Consider the following 19,271-nt stretch of genomic DNA (forward strand, 5'->3'; position numbering starts at 1 on the left):
CGGGTGAGATCATAAAAGTTAAAATCATCGAAGCCCATCCCTATGATCTGGTGGGCGTGGTGCAGGAAGAAAACTTTGGAGGGATGGGGTAATGAAAAATCAAAAAATCGCCTTGATTCAGATGGCCATGTCTGCCGATTCCAAGGCTAACCTGATGAAGGCTTTAGATAAAATCCAGGAGTCATCAAGACTCGGTGCCTCGATGGTTTGTCTGCCGGAGCTTTTTCCATGGCGGTATTTTTGCCAAACAGAGGATATAAGCTGTTTTGATCTGGCGGAATCCATACCCGGACCCATTTCATTGGCATTATGCAAGGCAGCGAAAAGGGCGAAGGTATTCGTCCTGGCACCGATTTTTGAGCGTCGCACTTTGGGCCTCTATCATAATTCAACGGTTATTATTGATCCTCGGGGGGAGATTACGGGCCTCTACAGGAAGATGCACATCCCCGATGATCCCGGCTATTATGAAAAATATTACTTTGCGCCGGGAGACCTGGGATTCCCGGTCTTCGATACCGGAACAATACGCATGGCCACATTAACCTGCTGGGATCAATGGTTCCCGGAAGCTGCGCGAATCCTTGCCCTGAAAGGCACGGCTGTTATTTTTTATCCCACGGCGATCGGGTGGCATGCTAACGAAAAAGAGGCGATACGCCTTAAGCAACGGGAGGCCTGGAGGACTATTCAAAAAGCCCACGCCATAGCAAACGGTATTTTTGTCGCTTCGGTTAACCGTACCGGCATAGAAAAGGCGGCGGATGGCGGTTCCGAAATCCAATTCTGGGGGTCTTCTTTTATAGCCGATCCCTTCGGGAATATTATCGCCGAGGGGTCCACCTCGAATGAGGAAATAATTATCGGAGAAATCGATTGGGAGGAAATCGAAAGGGTCCGCAGAAACTGGCCTTTTCTTCGAGATAGACGCGTTGAGGTCTATTCGGAATTAAATCAGCTTTATGCCGGGGATAAATGATGAAAAGGGAAAAGGGAGATACGTTATCCATAACCTCCAAACCGCAGGAATCGGGCTTTCGTTGGCCCGCCGAATGGGAACCGCACGAGGCGACCTGGATCGCCTGGCCCCATAATAAATCCGATTGGCCGGGAAAGTTTGCCCCCATCCCCTGGGTTTATGGGGAGATTATTCGCAAACTCATTCCATTTGAAAAAGTCAGGATCATTGTTGAGTCCGTCGAAGGAGAAAACAAGGTCCGAAAATTGTTGAAAAGAGTCGGCGTTGATTGGTCCTGTGTCGAATTTTTCCACTTTCCTACGGACCGCATCTGGATCAGAGATTACGGCCCGATTTTTTTAAAAACCATTGGGGGCCCTTCTGAAATAGCAATCATGCGATTTCATTTTAATGCCTGGGCAAAATATAAGGATTGGCAAAACGATAATGCCATACCGGTAAGGATTGGTAACACCTTAGGCTATAAAATTTTGCCTGCTTTATTCCATGAGAAGGAAATTGTTTTAGAAGGGGGTGCCATCGATCATAACGGTCGGGGATCTCTGTTGACAACCGAAGAATGTCTGTTGGATTTCGATTGTCAGGCCCGGAATCCTGATCTGGACCGAAAGACCTTAGAAAAAATATTTGAGGCCTATCTTGGTATTTCCAATGTACTCTGGTTAGGTAGAGGCCTATCCGGAGATGATACCCATGGTCACGTGGATGATTTTTGCCGTTTTGTAAACCATTATACCGTTGTCCTGTGCCAGGAAGATAATCCGAAAGACGATAACTACCTCCCATTAAAAGAAAACCGGGAGAGGCTTCAGGGCCTGCGGCTGCAAGACGGAGCCAAAATTGAAATAATTCCTCTGCCGATGCCGGAGCCCCTTTATTTTGACGGCCGGCGTTTACCGGCCAGTTATGCCAATTTTTATATTGGAAATGGCGTGGTTTTGGTGCCCACCTTTAATGATCCACGGGATAGAACAGCGTTAGGTATTTTATCCGAGCTGTTTCCGGGTAAAGGGGTGGTCGGGATCAATGCAACCGATTTGGTTTGGGGTTTGGGAACTATTCATTGTTTGACCCAACAGCAGCCGAGAATATAACCGGCCCGACTCGCTCAACACGGGAGCAAGTAAAAAATATTAAAATGGGGGGAGACTATGATGCGAGGTGCGTGGCGTGTGTAGGAATATCAGGGCCCTTTACCACTTCGAGCCGCCCGCGACGGACGACGAGATCCGGGCAGCGGCTCTGCAGTTCGTGAGGAAGATCAGCGGATTTGTTAAACCGTCGGCTGCGAACGAAAAGGCCTTCAATCAGGCGGTCGAAGAAATCGCCCGGACGTCCACCAGCCTGATCGGCAGGTTGGTGACTACCGCTTCCCCCAGGAAGCGTGAGGTCGAAGCCGCCAAGGCCCGGGGCCGTGCGGTTCGCCGGTTCGGCCCATAACGGTGCGGGGAAGTCCCTCACCGTGGGAACTAAGGGTTGAATAATTCGATGGTATAGGAAATTCCTTTTTGGACGCAGATCGACGCAGATTGCCAGGATTTAATTGAAAAAAAGTTTCAAGTTGCAAGATGCAGGTTTCAGATTTCCGCTTTGAGCTTCTTTCTTGAACCTGCGGGTATCGGCGAAAATCCGCGTCCTAATTAAACTGATTATCATCTTGAAGAGGCCGGGGCCAAATCGGCCTCAGGTCTGAGGTCATAAAGTTCTAAAGGACTCGCCCGGCTGATTGATGGACGGAGGGCCTTCGGATCTTGCGCAAGGGCCATTGGGTTGGGGGCACCCGTTTCACCCATCGGGTTAATCGACCGCCATAGGGACGGGTCAACGGGTTTGCCGTTTTCACGGACCCAGTCGGCAATGGGTTTTCCCGCTGCTTCAGCCCCCATCCGTCGACCGGCAATCGAAAAATCACCCAACATCACAAAACGCAATTGTTTGTCTTTAACCCTTTGCGCCAGCTTATCCGGCGTTAGGATAGGGTCCCTACCCATAAAGCCGCCCATGGCCATCACCGCTTCGCCGGTCCGGACTATAATCGGTGCGGCCAGCCGTGAACTCGAAGAGGCCAGCAAAAAACGTTCCCCCCGGTGATGGGATTTAAGAAAGGTCACCAGTTTCCTGAATCGGCCGATTCTTTCCGCCCTGTCTTGCGAACGGCTATCGGAAGGACTTTTCACTGCAACCAGACGGTTCAGATCGGCTGAAGGGAGCATGATCACGTCCCTGGCCAACACACTGCTCAGGGACCAGGCCGCGGGAGTCATCAGCAGGGCCAGGAGTCCCAAGCCGAGCAGGAGACCGGTTAGGCTGGGAGCCCCCGGTCTCAAAGGATTTCGGAGCAATGGAATCAACAGTCCACCTGTTGAAACCAATGTCCCTCCTAAGAGAATGAGGGAGAGCCAGGTGAGCCAGTCACCCGACTGATCCTCCCCAGCAGGGAAAAGGTTCGTCAGGATTTGACCAGAGGCGTCGAAATTCCAACCCAGGAAAGGCCATTGAATATAAACCTGCCAGGCCGCTGTAAGCAACAGAGTCACCGGAAGTAAAATAGAGCCCCATTCATTCTTAAGGTACCAATCCCACAAACCCACTACCCCGATACCGGCCAGAGCCGCTAAGGGAGGCCCCAAGGTGGCCAGGTAGTAAAAATGGAATATGCCCCCGGCAAGACTGTAAACGATTCCGTAGGTAAGTGCCCATCCGGCCCAGAGGATCAGAGACAATTGTCCGGGGGGAAGCGGAGATTGAAAACGAGTTTGGAAGGCCGCAACAAACCATCCGATAATGGCCAGGGGTAACAACCAGCCCATCTGACCGGCCAGGTGCCGATCGGTCAGCCTTAATGGTCCCACCGGAACGCGGACAAATATTTTTGACCATCTCTCGTTATCCCTGGAGGCTATCGAAGATCCGGAATCGATATTGTCCTGATCCCCGGCCGTTGCGGATGGGTTGCTCGTCGAATCCATTTTGGACGGTCGTGCCTGCCTGTCCGGGCGGATGAACCGCCCCATGGCATTATGGCCCATCGTAAGTTCAATCATCGAATTTCCCCTGGTGCTACCAACATAGGGGCGTTTATCCGGAGGGGTCAGGTCATAGAAAAGAGTCCAGGACAGGGAAACCAAGGCCAGGATGAAGCCGCTTATCGTCAGGTCCACGATCCGGCGTTTTAGTTTTATCGGGGCGCCTAAAAGATAGACCACGACAAAGATCGGCAATACCACGAAGGCGGCCATCATCTTGACATTGAATCCGATGCCGATCAGGGCCATGGATAGAAACAGAAAGGTCCGGCGGCCTTCTTCGGCCGCCCGTGTCATTCCCCAGGCAGCCAGAATGAGGACCAGAATGAGGCAGCTATCGGTATTGTTGGAGCGGTCTATGGCCACACAGACGGGTGTGAGGGCCAAGAAGAGCCCAGCCAGCAGTCCGGCCGCTGACCCGAAGTGGCGACGGACCAGATAATACACAAGCCCTATGGCAGCCACCCCTTCCAGAACCTGGGGCAGGAGCAGACTGAGTCCGTGGAACCCAAACAGCTTGGCGCTGACTACCTGAGCCCATAAAGCGAGGGGAGGCTTATCAATGGAAACAAACCCGGCCGAATCAAAAGACATATAGAGAAAATTGTGCCAGCTATCCATCATGCTGCGGACGCCGGCGGCATAATATTCAGTCCCATATCCGTTTTGGTCGAGTCGCCACAGCCGGAGAACCGCCCCGAGCAGGAGAATCAGCGCCAAGGCGATCCATTCCCAATATCGTCGCCAGAAAGAAGGTAAGTCCGGGTTTAACAGGATTCGTTCTTTATCCGTTAGAAAGCGCGTTATCATTGGTTCTCTTAAGGATTCCTGAACTGCTATTAAAAATATATTTATTCGATAGAAAAATATTACAATCGTATTTTTGAAAACTTTGACGCTGAAAAATATACCTTAGTTAAGGAAATAAATAAATATTTAATATTGGGATCTTAAAAGGAGAAGGGGTGTGAAGACCTCTTTGTTGAGGCGGGCTAAATTTGTTGCCTATTATTTTATTTGAAAGTAAAGGATGGAAAATGGGCTTTTAGAATTCCTTTAGCCAGCGTGGTTTTTCCTACCTGTCTTGGACCGCTGACAAAAACCATTTTGGACCGCAGATCCTCAATGATATAGGGAGTCCGATAACGCATGAGTCTATTTTAACCTATACTACAAAACAGCCAGTCTCTTTTCAGAACTCGGACAATGACTCCGGATGGGCGGCCCTTCCCCAATGGGTGGAATGATAAGAAAAAAAAATAGTATTGACAGGTCAATTCATTATGACTACTATAGTCTATAAATTTTGATGATGAGGGAAAGATGAAAACAACGGCGGTCTCCAAATTAAAGGCCCATTTAAGCGAATATTTGGACCAGGTAAAAGCAGGTTCCGAGATCTTGATCACTGAACATGGAAAACCAGTGGCCCGTCTCGTCCCCCTTTCCCGCCAAAAAAATCTAAGAGAATCACTGGCCAAAATAGAAAAGCAAGGCTTAATTAAACTGGGCTCGGGAAAACTTCCAAGGGATTTTTGGACCATGCCCAAGCCGGAGGATCCCAAAGGACTTATTCTTTCGGCACTCCTGAAAGAGCGGGAGGAAGGACGGTGAAATTCTGGGATTCTTCAGCCGTCATTCCTCTCTGCCTCAAAGAACCTTTATCTGAGACGATAACCCGCCTGATTAAAGCCGATGAAGATATGGTGGTTTGGTGGGCGACACGAGTTGAATGCCAGTCGGCCTTGGCCAGGAGACGGCGGGAGGGGGTGCTTTCTCCGGAAGAGGCCATCAAAGCCACGTCTGTTCTTAACGTTTTATCCGCTGAGTGGTCTGAGGTACAGCCGGGTGAACGTCTTCGACAACGGGCGGAGAGACTTATCAGGGTTCATCCCCTGAGAACGGCAGATGCCTTTCAACTATCCGCCGCCTTAATATGGGCGGAAGAATCCCCAAAGGACCAGGGAATCGTTTGCCTTGATCATAATTTGCGGTCCGCGGCCCACAAGGAAGGATTTACCCTTTTTCCTGAAAAATTCTAAAATCGTTCTGAAAGGTGAAAAGATGAAGAAGCGACTCCGCAAGAAAAAACATTATAGTGAATTCACTGAATGGGGAAGGCAACTCATCGTCACCCGAAATCGGGAGGAAGGATTCGATAAGTTTCTTGACGACTTTATTGTGGAGGCTATTGAGGCGGCTGGGTGCTATTGCGGAGGGGGCGGCAGTAATGACCGGCTCGACGTAGTGGTTGAACTTGGCCGCCGCTCGGGAGATCCCGAGGCAAGGCTTAAGAAAATCACGGCCTGGCTTGAGGCTCGTCCCGACGTTCAGAGCTGGAAGTTGAGTGAAGAGTTTGACGTTTGGCACGGAGATTTCAAAGATATTGGGGAATAGGAAAGTTTTCGAACTAAACCCTCATGCCTGTTTGCAGCGGGCATCACGAACCTTGTAAAACCGAATATCAAATAATGGATGTCGAAGGAGCGTATCTTTTAAATTCTGAAATCCGAAATCTAAAATCCGAAATCGGCAGGGAGAATGCCCATGAGCCATCAAAATGATTTTCAGGACAAAAAAAGTCTGAGCGCCGTGTGCGGGTTGTTTTGCCCGGCTTGCACGATATTTATCGGCAGCACCGAAGAGCCTCAAAGACTTGAAGCGATTGCCGGACGTTTTGGACAACCGGCAGAAGACTGGAAATGCGAAGGGTGTCGCTCGGGGAAAAGAAGTTATTACTGCGAAAACCTTTGTCAAATGGTGTCCTGCGCGACAAAAAAAGGCCTTGCGTTTTGTGGAGAATGTACGGAATATCCCTGTGAAGAATTAAAAAAATTTCAAGCGGAACGTCCCCATAGAATCGAACTCTGGGAATCCCAGAAACGGATTGCCGAAGTCGGTTATTCGGAGTGGTTTGACGAAATGGTTGAGCATTTTTCCTGCCCCAACTGCCGGACCATCAATTCCGCCTATGATAATGCCTGTCGAGCCTGCGGAGCGGAACCGAGCTGTCGTTATGTTGAACGGCATCGACCGGTTATTGAAGCCTATCGTTCCAAATCGAAATGACGGAGGTCTGGTGGGGTCGATTCGGAAGCGGACTCTCTGGACCTAAAAAAAAGTCACTTATGAGATAGTTCCCCACCCGGAATCGATTTTATGATCCCCTCAACCTCCTCCCAATTTAACGACTCTTTGACCAAAAAACCATCGGCCCCATATTGAATAGCGGCTTGTCTGTATTCTGGTAAATCATAACCGGTCAGAATAGCAATATGGATATCCGGGAAGTCCTTCTTTATTTTTTGAGTTAACTGAAACCCGTTCATTCCCGGCAAACGGATATCCATGAAGATGAGTTGCGGGCGGGTCCCATTGATTTTTTGCCAGGCTTCCTCGCCGTTTATTGCCTCTTCGATGACCATGGTTGGGAAACGGTCACAAAGATTTTGCTTGAATGCTTCCCGAAAGATATGATTGTCTTCAACCAGTAGTACCCTTAACATATTCTTTCTCCAATCGACGTCTGTGATTAACCGGTTTCGTGAAATAACCAGGATGCGTGAATTGCCGTTCCTTTAAAGGGCAATCCTTCTCCCAATAATAGGTCAGCCGTCTCGGCTGACCTATGTTGATTTTGACATATTGTCAGGCAAGATGCCTGACCTATTTAACTCCACCTTGCCCTAACCGTTGTTCCTTTACCCTTAGCCGATTCGAGAGCAAAGACTCCGCCGGAGAGTTCGGTCCGGGCCTTGATGCTCAAAAGACCTAATCCTACCCAGGGAGCTTTTTGACCGATGGCCTCTTTCGGATCGAAGCCGACGCCGTTATCTTCGATGGAAAAAACTACTCCGTGGTCCCTGGTTGACAGGCGGATGGTAACCCTATCAGCCCGGCTGTGTTTGGCTATATTGTTAAGGGCCTCCTGTAGGATCCGATAGATGACGATCTTGGCCTCCGGGGGAATATCGGTCTCGGCGATGCCGTTGGTTATCTTAATGGCTAAGTCCGGATGGTTCTTTTCAAATTCCCGGCAATACCAGTCCAGGGTGGCCACCAGCCCGATATCGTCGAGCACATAGGGCCATAGATCTCCCTGCATGGAACGGATCTTCCCTACCGTATCCAGCATGTCGGCCGTGACTTGCCTCGCTTTTCTTCTTAATGCCTCCCAATCTTCCCGAGCGGAAAATAGATTTTCAATAGTAAAGCGGATGGCCACCAGATTTTGCCAGACCTTATCGTGGAGCTCATAGGAAATTCGTTCCCGCTCGTTTTCCTGGGCGGAAACAAGACGGGCTGTAAGATCGGCCAGTTCCACGGTCCTTTCCTTCACCCGCGCTTCCAGCGTGTCGGTCAACTGTTGAAGATCCACTGTCCGCTGTTTCAGGGCCTCTTCCGCCTGCTTGCGCTCGGTGATGTCGTGGATCGTCGTCAGGAGTTGCTTCTTCCCGCCGGTGCCCACCCAATCCAGGTTGAGCGAAAGAACCCGCTGTGCGCTGGACTTGGTAAAACGGGTGCATTCGAAGTTTCGGACCGACCCATGGTCCTTCAACTCCGCAGCAATTTGTTTCTGCGAATCCAAATCCGAGATCCCTATCTCCACACTGGTTTTCCCGATCAGTTCATCTCGTGTATACTCGAACAACTTCAGGAAGGCTTCGTTGATGTCGGTCAAATGGCCTTCCGGCATCCTCGTTAGAGCGGCGGCGAAGGGGGCCTTGTTGAAAAGGACCGAGTATCTCAGATCGCTCTCCCACAGGGCCTCCTGTGCGCGTCGTTTCTCGCTCACATCGTGAAAGACCAGGACCACACCGGTGACCTTGCCTTCTTTGTCCTTGATGGATGCGGCGCTGTCCTCGATAGGAACGGCTTTCCCCTCCCGGGTTATCAGGGCCGTACTATTGGACAGGGCGATGACCGCCCCTTCCTGAAGCACTTGTTGGACCATGTCCTTTTCCGGCTCCAGGGTTTTTTCATTGATGATTCGGAAGATGTTTTGAATCGGCTGTCCCACGGCCTCTGTGTGTGGCCAGCCGGTCAATGCCTGGGCAATGGGATTAATGAAGGTGATCCGGCCGGCCAGATCGGTGGCGATTACCGCATCGCCGATGCTGGCCAGGGTGGTGGCCCAGCGCTGCTCGCTTGTTGCCAGTTCCGCAGTGCGCTCAATAATGCGCTGTTCCAGGGTTTGATTCAGATCTTTGAGGGCCTCTTCCGCCTGCTTGCGCTCGCCGATCTCCAGTTCCAGGCTGAGGTGGGAAGTCTGAAGCTTGGCGGTCATATCATTAAAAGCAGCGGCCAGCCGGCTTATCTCGTCGTCTCCCTCGACATCGACCCGATAGCGGAGATCGCCGTCGGCAATCCGCTGAGTCCCTTGTTCCAGCCGGAGAATCGAACCCCCTATGCTCTTGGCCAAAAAGAAAGCGGTCAAGACGGCTGATACGATCAGTAAAAAGGCGGAAGCCAGGACCAGGAAAAAAGATCGCTGCCGGGCGGTGTCCATGCCTTGCCCGGTTTCGCGACCGAGCAAAGAAGCGTCGTGCATCATCATTTCCGAGCGTGAGAGGATCTGGGCGGTGAGCCCCTCGTTAAGCTCGTCATAAGGCGAGAAGGCGTTCTGCGTCCCTGCCCGCCCCTCCTCGGTGTTCTTGACGATGACATTAAAGAGGTCCTTCATCTGTTTGTGGTTTGAACGCAGACTGTCGATGACGGCCTGTTCAGCGGGAGTTGTCGTTACATCCTCCGACAGGAGTTTCCCGATGGATGTATGCTTGAGATGCCACTGCACTTTGGGACGGTTGTCTTTGAACAATAAGTAAGCGTAGCCCAGGGAATCGAGGTCGGAAAGGTCCTTGATCACCTGATGAGCAAACCGTTCGGTTCTCGTGGCCTGTCCGACATCCCTGTACTGCAAAGAGACCGTCAGCGCAACGACCATGGCGAGTCCAATCGTGATCACCGCGCTCAATCGGAGCTTCGCTTTGATCGACCTCCGGCCAAGGGAACGAAGGGAAATAGTTTCAGTGAACAATGCTCACCCCCTCCGGTTTCACCTTTTCAAGTGCGTCAAAGTAATAAAAGTCGAGATAATTGGGCATCTCTTTTTTTTCCACCAGCTTGTTGCGGATCGCCCACTTGGCCTCCCGCTCCATGAGGACGAGCAGGTCCTGGGTCAATTGGAGTTGAAAACGGAAGTGGGACCATTGCAGGGATAATAAGTCCATAGGGATCTTCAACTTTTTGCTGAGAATAGCCCGGGCGCGCTCCGGATTTCGCGCGACAAATTTTTCCGCATCGGCAAGGGCGGCGAGAAACCGCTCCATCGTTTTTGACTCTTTCTTTAGGAAGCCTCCCTTGGCGAAGAGAGCGAAATAGTAGTCCTGTCCGCTCTGAGCGGGCCAGCGGGCGCCATTGGTGCCGAGTTGTTTCTCCATCTGTAAGGTGTAGGGCGGCCAGCAGAGGGCCGCGTCTATTGTCCCATCGGCCATCGCCGTAACCATTTCTGAAGGAGTGAGGTTGACAAGGTGGACGCTTCCGGCCGGGATTCTGTTGAATATGAGATAGTTATAGAAAAAGAATTCGGCCGAAGTGCCGCGGGTGATGGCGACCCGCTTCCCTTTCAGGTCTTGCGGCTTCGTAATGTTCCGGTCTTTTCTCACGACCAGGTCGTTGTCTGATGTCATGCAAACGGTGGCTGGCATCCTCAGGTCCGTGCGTATGGAACTCTGCAAAACGAAGACGAAATCCGCAGCCGTGGCGATGTCGGCCCTGTCGGCTATGAGATCGTTGACCGCCAGTGCACCCGAGTCGTACTCTTTTATAACGACATCAACGCCCTGGTTCTTAAAAAAACCCTGTGTATCCGCCAGGCGGATGAGGGCAGGCTTAATGTCCAGGGAAACAGCGACCCGCAAGGGCTTCGCAAAGGCTGGCGACGCTGATCCCCCGAGAAACAGCAGCACCCCGGCAACAGCAAGGCCGATAGCGATCAAAAATCTCCTCTTCCGTCTCATAATTTCTCCTCTGATTGCCTTCTCAGCCACAAGATAAAAACCGGGTCGACCAGGCCCCAAAAGCCGGTTTCTTCATTTTTCTCGATCAAGTCCATGGCCTCCAGCTTTCTTGACGAATGCTGGATTCCTCCGACAGACCCCAGGTTATATTTTTGGAGATAGCGGCTCGACAGCATTTTTAATGTCGGCTCCTTGGCCAGGGCGTATAAGAGAAGTCGCTGCTGGGAGGGCAATCCCTGAATAATGGCTTCAAATACCGGCTTTTCCGACCAAAGCAGTTTTTCTAAACCGGTCCTTATGGATTCCGGATTGACCGTCCCTGAGATTTCATAAACAAAAAAGGCCAGCTTCTGGGTGTAATAAGGATGAAAATCAACAGTGACAGCCATTTGTTGGGCTGATTCCCGGGAGATCTTTCTCTTGGACCTGGCGAATTGGGTTGATATAAAATCGATCAACTCAGCGGCTGGGAATTTCTTTAAAGGATAATTAATGGCACTCTGGAAGAAAGGACGCTGGCGTTCATTAAAGATGCCCAGGAGTAGACGCCGTCGGCTGCCGATAAAGAAATAGGATGCCCGGTGCTTTTGGATATGGGAGCGCAGGAGGGCTTCAACCTTTATGGCTTCTTTCAGGGTAACGATTTCCTGAAATTCATCCAGGGCGACGTGAATCGGTTTCGGACTCGAGCGGATAAATTCCCCCAACGACTCCAGCGTCTCTTCCAAAAGAGGCAAGCCGTTTTTACCCGCAGAGGCCGGTTCGACACTCAGAGAAACTCCCCCTTCCGGATCAGGCTTTAGAACGGGACGAAAGGACCGGATTGCCCGAAGGGCCTTCTCCCAGAGCGATTTTTGGCTGTAGGTGACCGAGAAAACGGCTTTGGTCAGATTGGCGGCCACCTCATTTATCGAGGCCACTCCAAAAAAATCCGAAAAAAGCGTAACCGTCCCCCGATCGGCCAGATTCTTTTGGACTCTCTTGACCAGGGAGGTCTTGCCATAGCGGCGGGGTGAATAGATCAGAACATTGGCCTTCGCCCTGGAGTAAGATTCCAATTCCTGCATTTCTTCCAGGCGGTTGCAGAATGGAGCATCCACGGGGATTTCCTGCAGGTAAAAAGGATTTTCCACCCATCCCTCCAAATATTATTTATTTACCATAATGGTAAGACCATAATGGTAAATAAAGCAAGAAAAAATATAATCGTTCCCACGCCGGAGCGTGGGAACGATGGGAACCGGGGAACCGGCCGTTGTTATAGGTAATGACGGGAGGTTATTCTTTCCAATTGGCCCTGGCCCTGTTAAATATTTCATCAATGGTTTGGCCTTCATAGAGACGACGAGAAATCTCTACGTAATCGGTTGGTTCGCGATGAAACGTAGTGAGAAATCTCAATGCGGCAGACGGACCCAGGGCCTTATTCAATGCTTCTATACCCTTGAATTTAATTTCGGCATCGTCAAATTGTTGCGCCTTCATTTTTGTTAACCTCCCGAATATAATCCACGGGATTCATGATTCCCATAATGTTAGAATATCAAAATATTTACTTTCATTCAAGAGTTAAGGTTGGTGCTAACGATACGGGTTTTTCATCGTTCCCACGCTCCAGCGTGGGAATGTTATATTCCTGGATTCCGGCTAAAAGCATGCCGGAATGACGGATAAAGGGACCTTCGGTTTGTCTTTCAATCATCAATCGACAATCATTAATAATCAATCAGATGTTCCACACCGCCCGAACAACCGTCCCTTGCCCCACGGCCGATTCCAGGCCAAAAGAACCCCCTGAAAGTTGGGCCCGTTCTCTCATAGTTGAAAGGCCCATTCCTTTTCTGACCGTCTTCAAGTCAAACCCTTGACCGTTATCCTGTATAGTCAAATTTATTTTATCGTCTTCTTTCAGAAGGGAAAGATTTACCAGAGATGCCTTACTGTATTTGGCGATGTTGTTCATGGCCTCCTGGGAGATACGGAAGATCGGTGTCTTCAGGGATTCGGGCACCTCCTCTTCCGCTATCCCGATCTGGTTTTCCAGGGAGATATGCGAATAGGTCTTTTGATATTCCCGGCAGAACCAGTTCATAGCGGGCACGATCCCCAGGTCATCCAGGATGGCCGGACGCAAATCGGCCATGATCCGGCGGACCTCACTGTTGATCTCCATTATCTTCGGGGCAATGTCCTGCAAAGAATCAGGGTCCCCAACCCCCTGTTTCATCTCCTCCGCTATTTTCTCGATTCTGTACTTCAAGCCGCTCAGGGAAGCGGCAATGCTGTCATGAAGCTCCCCGGCAATCCGCCTTCTTTCCTCCTCCTGAGCCTTCAGATACTGGGAGGCGAAAAACCGGACCTGGCTTTCCGATTCCCGAAGGGTTTCTTCCAGGCTGCGGCGCTGGGTATTTTCTATCCGGAGCTTTTCGGCCACTTCCGACAGCTCGGAGGTCCGTTCCTGAACACGCATCTCCAGATCATCATTGGCCTTTTTTATTTTTTTCTCGGCCAACTTGCGCTCGGTAATCTCGTCTTCAAGATTTCTTAAGGTCAGCCCCAATTTTTCAGACATCTCGTTGAAGGCCCTGGAAAGTTGCCCGATCTCATCATGGCCCCTGACGGGAATCCGATGATTCAAATTACCATTGGAGATTGCCTTGGTTCCCTCTTGCAGCTCTTGGATCGGCCCTGAAATACTCTTCCCGGTCCAATACAAAAACAAAACCATGGCCAGGCCGAAAAAGGAAAGGCTAAAAACAATAAAGTAAATGATTCTTGTCTGAACTTTGTTAGTTCTTTTTTCATAAATCGAAGATAATTCAACCGCTGATGAAACCGCGTCTCTCAATCTGGCCAAAAGCTGACTCCTGATCCTGTCATGCTGCGCCATGGAGACAGCGCTTGCTTTTCCAGTCTCGATTTCCTTCTCAAGAGAGACCAACAAAGGGAAAAGCGAGCCGATGATGTCATGATTCTCGCCTATCCTCTTTAGAATGCTTCTTTCTTCTCCGACTTCCCGTTGGGCCTCTGAAATTCTTCTCTTCATGGAATCATGAATGACTTGGAACTGGACTCTCGGGCGTTCCTCTTTATCGGAAAAATACTGATCGGCTGTCAGATTCAAATCAAACACGGCTCTAACAATGTTGTCTGAGAATCTCTCTAATTCTCTTGTTTTTATGACTTCCTGCGCCGTCCAATACAGGACCAAAAAAACGCCCAGAAATAAGACTAAGGGAATGGACGTCAATATCCTTATCTTTGAGCGGATTTTCATGGCTTTTCCTCTTTATGGACAATGGTTACCGCTTCGGGTTTGACTGCCTTGAGTCCGTCAAAATAAAATGAATCGAGGAAGTTCGGGACCGTTGTCCTGTCGATCATTTTATTTCTTATCTCCCACCGGGCTTGATCTTCGAGGTTGAGTAAGAGGTTTGTAGAGAGTGAGAGGCCGAAATTGTAACGATTCCAATATTGTATTAATTTGGGGCCATCTTCCATGTTAAGACGGCCTGCCAGGATACGTCGCGATTCCTCCGGATACTCTCTGATGAAAGCTTCCGATTTCAGGCAGGCTCGAAGGATTTTTATGACCGTTGCCGGATTCTTGCGAATGAATTCTTGCATGCCCACCAAATTCCAAGTCAATTTGTATATTCCTTGCCCGGAGAAAGAAACGACCTGCTGTCTAAGCTCTTCCGCTATGTTATCCGCATATGGGGTCCAGGTGGATACCGCATCCACATTCCCCTTCACGAGAGATTCCTTCATTTTATCAAGTGCCATTCCGATGATGGTGACCTTTTCTCTGGGGATTTTGTGAAAAATCAGCATGGCATCCAGAAAAAATTCTCCGGATGTGCCTTTTGAGACGGCGATTCTTTTCCCCTCCAGATCTTTGGGAGTCTCGATCCCCCGGTCTTTTTTTCCAATGACCATATTAATCCAGAGTGAATCCGAAATGGTTCCGATATTCAAGATTCTCTTGCCTTTGCTGAATTCGAACATGATTGGTGTTTCTGCGGCCGTAGCGATATGGGCTTTTCCTCCCAGGACCGCATCGAGTGCTATTTTGCCGGTAAGAAAAGGTTCGACGTTCACATCCAACCCTTCATCTTTGAAGAAGCCCTTCTCGAAGGCTACATAGAGGGGAGCCGAATGCATTGAGCCTCCGTCGGCAATCGTCAATTTTTCGGTAGGTTTTGGGGAATGGATTTGAAATAGCCCAAAGTATCCTGCGGTGATCAAAGCCCCGATGACAACAATCGCCGCAATCAGGAGTGAAAGTCTCTTCCCTTTAGGATTCTGGTTTCCTTCGTTTTTCATGGCCTGGCGATCCTTTCGATAAATTCCTCTTTGGTCAGACACGTTCCTGACCTTTCATTCAGCCGACTTGATGGATCTGACCACCGTTTCCAGCTTTTCATAATTGATGGAATCCTTCGTGAATAAGTCAAGCGCCCCATGTTGCAGGGCTGCCGTTCGGTATTCCTCAAGGTCATGACCGGTGACGATGATGATCGAAACATCGGGATGCTTCGCTTTGATCCTGGCGGTAACCTTGAGACCGTTTTCTCCCGGCAACTGGAGATCGATCAGGATTAATTTCGGATGGAACCTCTCGACCTTCCGGAGGGCTTCACTCCCATCGGTGGCCTCTTCGATGGGCATGGAGGGGAAGATCACCTGAAGCCGCTCTTTGAGTGACCGGCGAAAGGTCTCGTTATCCTCTACGATCAAGGTCTTAAGGTGACTGTGTTCTCCCGAGCCGACCAATGTTTATCCTTTTCGCTGTTGTCAGGCAGGATGCCTGACCTATTCAAACTTCCCTTTGGAATTCTCGTTGCCTTCTTTTACCATGGCGGCCTTCCTTATGTTCTTGTAATATTTGACTTTACCCCAGGGGCCACGAGGCGCGAATGGTGGTCCCCGCCCCTTTCGATGATTCAATCGTGCAGGACCCGCCTGAGAGGTTAGCCCGCTCTTGCATGGACGTTAGGCCGAGACCTTTCCTGGGTTTTTCCGGGGAAGAGACTTCCTGCGGGTCAAACCCTTGGCCGTTGTCCCGGATGGTGAGTTCGATGGCCCCGTTTGCTTTCCGCAGAGAGAGGTTGACGAGATCGGCCTGGCTGTACTTGGCAATATTATTGAAAGCCTCCTGCGAGATCCGGTAGATCACGGTCTTCAGGGATTCGGGAATTTCCTCTTCCCGGATGCCTGTTTCCTGCTGGATCCGGATTTCAGGATAGGTGGTCTGGAATCTCCGCGAAAACCAGGAAAGGGTGGCGATGATGCCTAAATCATCGAGGATGGCCGGACGAAGATCGAGCTGGATTCTTCGGGCTTCGTCGATGGCCTCCTGAAGCAAGGACAGGCTGAGCTTCAATGGAGCCGCTCCCTGATCGATGGGGCCCTCGATGGCCCGGTTAATCCCATCTTCCAGTTTGAACTTGGCGGAAGAGAGCACCTGTCCCAGGCCGTCGTGGATCTCCCCGGCGATTTTTCTTCGCTCATTCTCCTGGGATACGAGGAGCTGGGAAGAGAGATCCCGGAGCCGCCTTTCCGATTCCCTCAAGGCTTCGTCCGCGCGTTTGTGTTCCGTGATATCCTGCATGGCCAGGAGGATCATCTGCGTCCCCTGTCCTTCCTGATAGATGCGGCGGGCGTTCAGGAGCATATTCCTTGGCCCGATGGAAGGAAATTCGTGGTCCACCTCGAAATCCTGGAAATAAGTGTTCGTGGGAACGATTACCTCCAGCAGGGCCCGAAGCCTTGGTATGTCCCACTGCCGATGGTCGATATCGTAAATGAACCGTCCCTCTGTCTCTTGGGTAATCACCTTAATGTTCGCATAGAAAGCCGAATTGGCGTAGATAACCCTCAGATCGGCACCAAGAACGACCAGGGGTTCCCATATCGTCTCGACGATACTTTGGGCCAAGCGTTGGGCTTCCTGAAGCTCCCGGGTCCTTTCCTGAATCGCCTCGTTGGCCGCTTGCAGTCTCCGGCTGGTCTCGGCGAGTTTTATGTAGGGGTTCTTGACCGAAGCCTTATAGATCCCGTAATAAATCAGAAAGAAGGCGGCCACTTTATAAAGGTGTCCCAGTACGTTGTAGGTGTCGAAAACCCTGGTATAGAGCGCCAGGGGCAGTTCGCTGAAGATGCAGATGACAAAGGCCGCCAGATAAAAAAGGAGCAGCCTGTCTCCAGTTCTGGTTATTCGCCGAAAGTAAGCGGCAGCCGCGGCAGACAATAGGCCGATGATCAGGTACTCGGAAATCCTTTTGAAAGGCGTCAGTCCGACCCCGGGAACGAAGGTGGCCGGTATATGGGACGGAAAAAAAATGATACCGGTGAAGACCAGGAAAGACACGAGAAGGGCAGAGGTTATCAAGACCTTCTTTGAAAGCCAGCGGACCGGTTTCTCCGTATAGACAAAAGCGCTGACCAGGAAGGTGATGGCCTGGAACAGCCTCACGGCAATCCAGAACTGGATTGACTTGTTGGAGGAATTGGGCGTGATGAAGGGGGGCATAGCGGCGTTGGCCAGGGTATGCATGAAATCCATGAGGCCGATGCCCAGAAAGGCCGTGCTTAAAAAGAGGGCCTGACGGTCCTTTGACTGCTCATAGGTAAACCAGCCCAGGCCGAACATGGACAGAGAAACCATGATACTGAAAAACTCGGTGATATTGTGAAAAAGAAGATAGGAGGCCGGGGCGAGCACAAACTTGAGGAAGCCGGGGAACAATTCCACGGCGGCCAGGGGCAAGGCCGACAGGATCAAGGTTCCGGCCAGTATGGTTTTCGGTGACAACTCCCTGATCGTTTTTGGCACTTTTTTACTCTCTATAAGAGCGGTCAACGAATGACCAGAGTCAACATTTTTTTACAAACTGACCCCATCGACAGCCCGGAAAGGGCTTCTGATGGGCTATGGGCTATGGGCTATGGGCTATGGGCTATGGGCTATGGGCTATGGGCTATGGGCTATGGGCTATGGGCTATGGGCTATGGGCTATGGGCTATGGCAACTATAGAGCAAATTTCGGGTACTTACAAGACAATAATTTCATCCGGGTAAATCCCGGCCTTGCCGGAAGATTTCCAAAGGGCTTTGTTCATTTGATCCGAACTTATTATGATTACGGGGCGTTTCTTGGCGGCGGATTGATCACTGAAAGGAAAAGGGACAAGGATAACATCTCCTCTATTGTGTCGCGTCATAAACATCGGACGCGCACCAAATCTAAGGATAGATTTTTGGGATCTAATGAGGTAAAATATGAAAGAATCAAAAAATAACAGTCTCTTTAATTTAAGAAGATTTATGAGGAATAAAGTGAAGCCAAAAGAAAAAGAGATTTTAAAAAACTTTAGAGAGAGGATTTCTCAGAGATTCCCTACCGCCCAGGTAATATTATTTGGTTCGAGGGCCAGGGGTGATGCCGGTCCCCAATCAGATGCCGACGTGGTGGTTATTTTAAAGAAATCACCTTCCGAAGAAGATCGGGAATTTATCAGTGATTCCGCCTGGGAGGCCGGATATCCCTTTGGACTGGTTATCGTTCCGGTGGTCTTCAGTCTGGAGGAATGGGAATCCGGGCCGGAAAGGCTCTCCCTTCTGGTCCAAGCCGTCCAACTGGAAGGGGTCCCATTATGAAAGAGGATGAGATCCAAACCTTAATCGATTACCGCCGACTATCGGATTATGGAGCGGCTTACCCTCTTAAAGGCAGAGGAAACTTTAACCAAAGCGGACGGCTTTGTAAGAGCCTTGGGAGACTATTTGGGGAAACGGGAACAAAATGAAAAAAAGGCTTGAAAGCGAACCTAATGAGCGCTGCATTATGCAGACCGGATTACTACTCAGAGAGGGGGCTGTCACAAGGTTCCGGGGGGCCAGGAAATTCAAACCGGCTAAAAAACTGGATTCCGGCTTTCGCCGGAATGACGTAATGCGGGTTTCAGAGACTTTTTACGCATTCATCAATGATCACTGAAAGGAAAAGGGACAAGGATAACCTCTCCTCTATTGTACCGCGTCATAAACAACGTCTTCCTTGTTGTCCCAAATTCTCCGGAATGAATCGGCGGACAACGTCTGACGGGTTTTCCTTCTACTTTTTGCTGAAAAGTTATTAAAAATCAATAAAATGGATTAATTTTGGCATGAATTTTGTAGGCATGTAAATATCATTTTTTTCTTGACATATATTATTTTAGTATTATTATGTAGCCATGTTC

At 50.2% G+C, this 19,271-nt stretch carries 20 protein-coding genes; 9 read left to right on the forward strand and 11 right to left on the reverse strand.

Annotation, left to right across the window (positions count from 1 at the left end; all coding sequences use genetic code 11):
- Positions 1-91 precede the first annotated feature (91 nt).
- From HY879_24135 to HY879_24145, 3 genes are all read left to right on the forward strand, one after another.
- Positions 92-979, forward strand: coding sequence for a carbon-nitrogen hydrolase (locus HY879_24135; GenBank protein ID MBI5606434.1), 888 nt, complete (start codon positions 92-94; stop codon positions 977-979).
- Entirely contained in the window at positions 979-2,073 is a 1,095-nt protein-coding gene (locus tag HY879_24140) for an agmatine deiminase family protein (protein MBI5606435.1), read from the forward strand. The genes HY879_24135 and HY879_24140 overlap by 1 nt, the downstream gene beginning before the upstream one ends.
- A gap of 76 nt (positions 2,074-2,149) precedes the next feature.
- A complete protein-coding gene (locus HY879_24145; GenBank protein MBI5606436.1) occupies positions 2,150-2,419 on the forward strand; it encodes a DUF2277 domain-containing protein in 270 nt (89 codons plus the stop codon).
- A 212-nt stretch (positions 2,420-2,631) separates the two neighbouring features.
- Here the strand turns inward: HY879_24145 and HY879_24150 are convergent, their stop codons facing one another.
- The gene (locus tag HY879_24150) at positions 2,632-4,815 is read right to left on the reverse strand and encodes a glycosyltransferase family 39 protein (GenBank protein MBI5606437.1); all 2,184 of its coding nucleotides are present in this window, start codon (positions 4,813-4,815) and stop codon (positions 2,632-2,634) included.
- A gap of 513 nt (positions 4,816-5,328) precedes the next feature.
- On the opposite strand from HY879_24150, the gene HY879_24155 reads away from it, so the two are divergent.
- The 4 genes from HY879_24155 to HY879_24170 all read left to right on the forward strand — a co-directional run bounded on the left by HY879_24155 (position 5,329) and on the right by HY879_24170 (position 7,074).
- Entirely contained in the window at positions 5,329-5,619 is a 291-nt protein-coding gene (locus HY879_24155) for a type II toxin-antitoxin system Phd/YefM family antitoxin (GenBank protein ID MBI5606438.1), read from the forward strand.
- On the forward strand, positions 5,616-6,047 hold the full coding sequence (locus HY879_24160; protein MBI5606439.1) for a type II toxin-antitoxin system VapC family toxin: 432 nt from the start codon (positions 5,616-5,618) through the stop codon (positions 6,045-6,047). The genes HY879_24155 and HY879_24160 overlap by 4 nt, the downstream gene beginning before the upstream one ends.
- A gap of 22 nt (positions 6,048-6,069) precedes the next feature.
- Complete coding sequence (locus HY879_24165) at positions 6,070-6,402, forward strand: DUF469 family protein (protein ID MBI5606440.1); 333 nt, start codon at positions 6,070-6,072, stop codon at positions 6,400-6,402.
- A 144-nt stretch (positions 6,403-6,546) separates the two neighbouring features.
- Positions 6,547-7,074, forward strand: a complete 528-nt coding sequence (locus HY879_24170; GenBank protein MBI5606441.1) for a DUF3795 domain-containing protein — start codon at positions 6,547-6,549, stop codon at positions 7,072-7,074.
- 53 nt (positions 7,075-7,127) lie between these two features.
- On the opposite strand, the gene HY879_24175 is transcribed toward HY879_24170, so the two are convergent.
- The 9 genes from HY879_24175 to HY879_24215 form a co-directional block, all read right to left on the reverse strand.
- Positions 7,128-7,511 carry a response regulator transcription factor gene (locus HY879_24175; GenBank protein MBI5606442.1) on the reverse strand — a complete coding sequence of 128 codons (384 nt, stop codon included), beginning with the start codon at positions 7,509-7,511 and terminating at the stop codon, positions 7,128-7,130.
- A 164-nt stretch (positions 7,512-7,675) separates the two neighbouring features.
- A complete protein-coding gene (locus HY879_24180) occupies positions 7,676-10,042 on the reverse strand; it encodes a PAS domain S-box protein (GenBank protein ID MBI5606443.1) in 2,367 nt (788 codons plus the stop codon).
- Positions 10,032-11,003, reverse strand: a complete 972-nt coding sequence (locus HY879_24185) for an ABC transporter substrate-binding protein (GenBank protein ID MBI5606444.1) — start codon at positions 11,001-11,003, stop codon at positions 10,032-10,034. Before HY879_24185 ends, HY879_24180 begins: the two co-directional genes overlap by 11 nt.
- Positions 11,004-11,020: 17 nt before the next feature.
- Positions 11,021-12,157 (reverse strand): ATP-binding protein, encoded by a 1,137-nt coding sequence (locus HY879_24190; protein MBI5606445.1) that lies wholly within the window; start codon positions 12,155-12,157, stop codon positions 11,021-11,023.
- Between the two features lie 145 nt (positions 12,158-12,302).
- Positions 12,303-12,509 (reverse strand): hypothetical protein, encoded by a 207-nt coding sequence (locus HY879_24195; protein ID MBI5606446.1) that lies wholly within the window; start codon positions 12,507-12,509, stop codon positions 12,303-12,305.
- 241 nt (positions 12,510-12,750) lie between these two features.
- Entirely contained in the window at positions 12,751-14,301 is a 1,551-nt protein-coding gene (locus tag HY879_24200; GenBank protein MBI5606447.1) for a HAMP domain-containing protein, read from the reverse strand.
- A complete protein-coding gene (locus HY879_24205; GenBank protein ID MBI5606448.1) occupies positions 14,298-15,350 on the reverse strand; it encodes an NrtA/SsuA/CpmA family ABC transporter substrate-binding protein in 1,053 nt (350 codons plus the stop codon). Before HY879_24205 ends, HY879_24200 begins: the two co-directional genes overlap by 4 nt.
- 54 nt (positions 15,351-15,404) lie before the next feature.
- Entirely contained in the window at positions 15,405-15,800 is a 396-nt protein-coding gene (locus HY879_24210) for a response regulator transcription factor (GenBank protein MBI5606449.1), read from the reverse strand.
- Positions 15,801-15,918: 118 nt separating this feature from the next.
- On the reverse strand, positions 15,919-17,862 hold the full coding sequence (locus HY879_24215; GenBank protein MBI5606450.1) for a PAS domain-containing protein: 1,944 nt from the start codon (positions 17,860-17,862) through the stop codon (positions 15,919-15,921).
- A gap of 30 nt (positions 17,863-17,892) precedes the next feature.
- On the opposite strand from HY879_24215, the gene HY879_24220 reads away from it, so the two are divergent.
- Complete coding sequence (locus HY879_24220; GenBank protein ID MBI5606451.1) at positions 17,893-18,108, forward strand: hypothetical protein; 216 nt, start codon at positions 17,893-17,895, stop codon at positions 18,106-18,108.
- Here HY879_24220 and HY879_24225 read toward each other — a convergent pair.
- Complete coding sequence (locus HY879_24225; protein MBI5606452.1) at positions 18,081-18,251, reverse strand: type II toxin-antitoxin system PemK/MazF family toxin; 171 nt, start codon at positions 18,249-18,251, stop codon at positions 18,081-18,083. The genes HY879_24220 and HY879_24225 overlap by 28 nt on opposite strands.
- Positions 18,252-18,366: 115 nt before the next feature.
- On the opposite strand from HY879_24225, the gene HY879_24230 reads away from it, so the two are divergent.
- Entirely contained in the window at positions 18,367-18,687 is a 321-nt protein-coding gene (locus HY879_24230; protein ID MBI5606453.1) for a nucleotidyltransferase domain-containing protein, read from the forward strand.
- Positions 18,688-19,271: the final 584 nt, after the last annotated feature.

This window comes from Deltaproteobacteria bacterium (assembly GCA_016219225.1).
In the GTDB taxonomy this organism is placed as follows: Bacteria; Desulfobacterota; RBG-13-43-22; order RBG-13-43-22; family RBG-13-43-22; genus RBG-13-43-22.

Bases quoted from the DNA above. Each gene is read 5' to 3' on its own strand.
- HY879_24165 (MBI5606440.1), top strand. From the start codon at position 6,070: ATGAAGAAGCGACTCCGCAAGAAAAAACATTATAGTGAATTCACTGAA.
- HY879_24200 (MBI5606447.1), bottom strand. From the start codon at position 14,301: ATGAAAATCCGCTCAAAGATAAGGATATTGACGTCCATTCCCTTAGTC.
- HY879_24140 (MBI5606435.1), top strand. From the start codon at position 979: ATGAAAAGGGAAAAGGGAGATACGTTATCCATAACCTCCAAACCGCAG.
- HY879_24225 (MBI5606452.1), bottom strand. From the start codon at position 18,251: ATGACGCGACACAATAGAGGAGATGTTATCCTTGTCCCTTTTCCTTTC.
- HY879_24155 (MBI5606438.1), top strand. From the start codon at position 5,329: ATGAAAACAACGGCGGTCTCCAAATTAAAGGCCCATTTAAGCGAATAT.
- HY879_24170 (MBI5606441.1), top strand. From the start codon at position 6,547: ATGCCCATGAGCCATCAAAATGATTTTCAGGACAAAAAAAGTCTGAGC.
- HY879_24220 (MBI5606451.1), top strand. From the start codon at position 17,893: ATGACCAGAGTCAACATTTTTTTACAAACTGACCCCATCGACAGCCCG.
- HY879_24205 (MBI5606448.1), bottom strand. From the start codon at position 15,350: ATGAAAAACGAAGGAAACCAGAATCCTAAAGGGAAGAGACTTTCACTC.
- HY879_24135 (MBI5606434.1), top strand. From the start codon at position 92: ATGAAAAATCAAAAAATCGCCTTGATTCAGATGGCCATGTCTGCCGAT.
- HY879_24150 (MBI5606437.1), bottom strand. From the start codon at position 4,815: ATGATAACGCGCTTTCTAACGGATAAAGAACGAATCCTGTTAAACCCG.
- HY879_24195 (MBI5606446.1), bottom strand. From the start codon at position 12,509: ATGAAGGCGCAACAATTTGACGATGCCGAAATTAAATTCAAGGGTATA.
- HY879_24175 (MBI5606442.1), bottom strand. From the start codon at position 7,511: ATGTTAAGGGTACTACTGGTTGAAGACAATCATATCTTTCGGGAAGCA.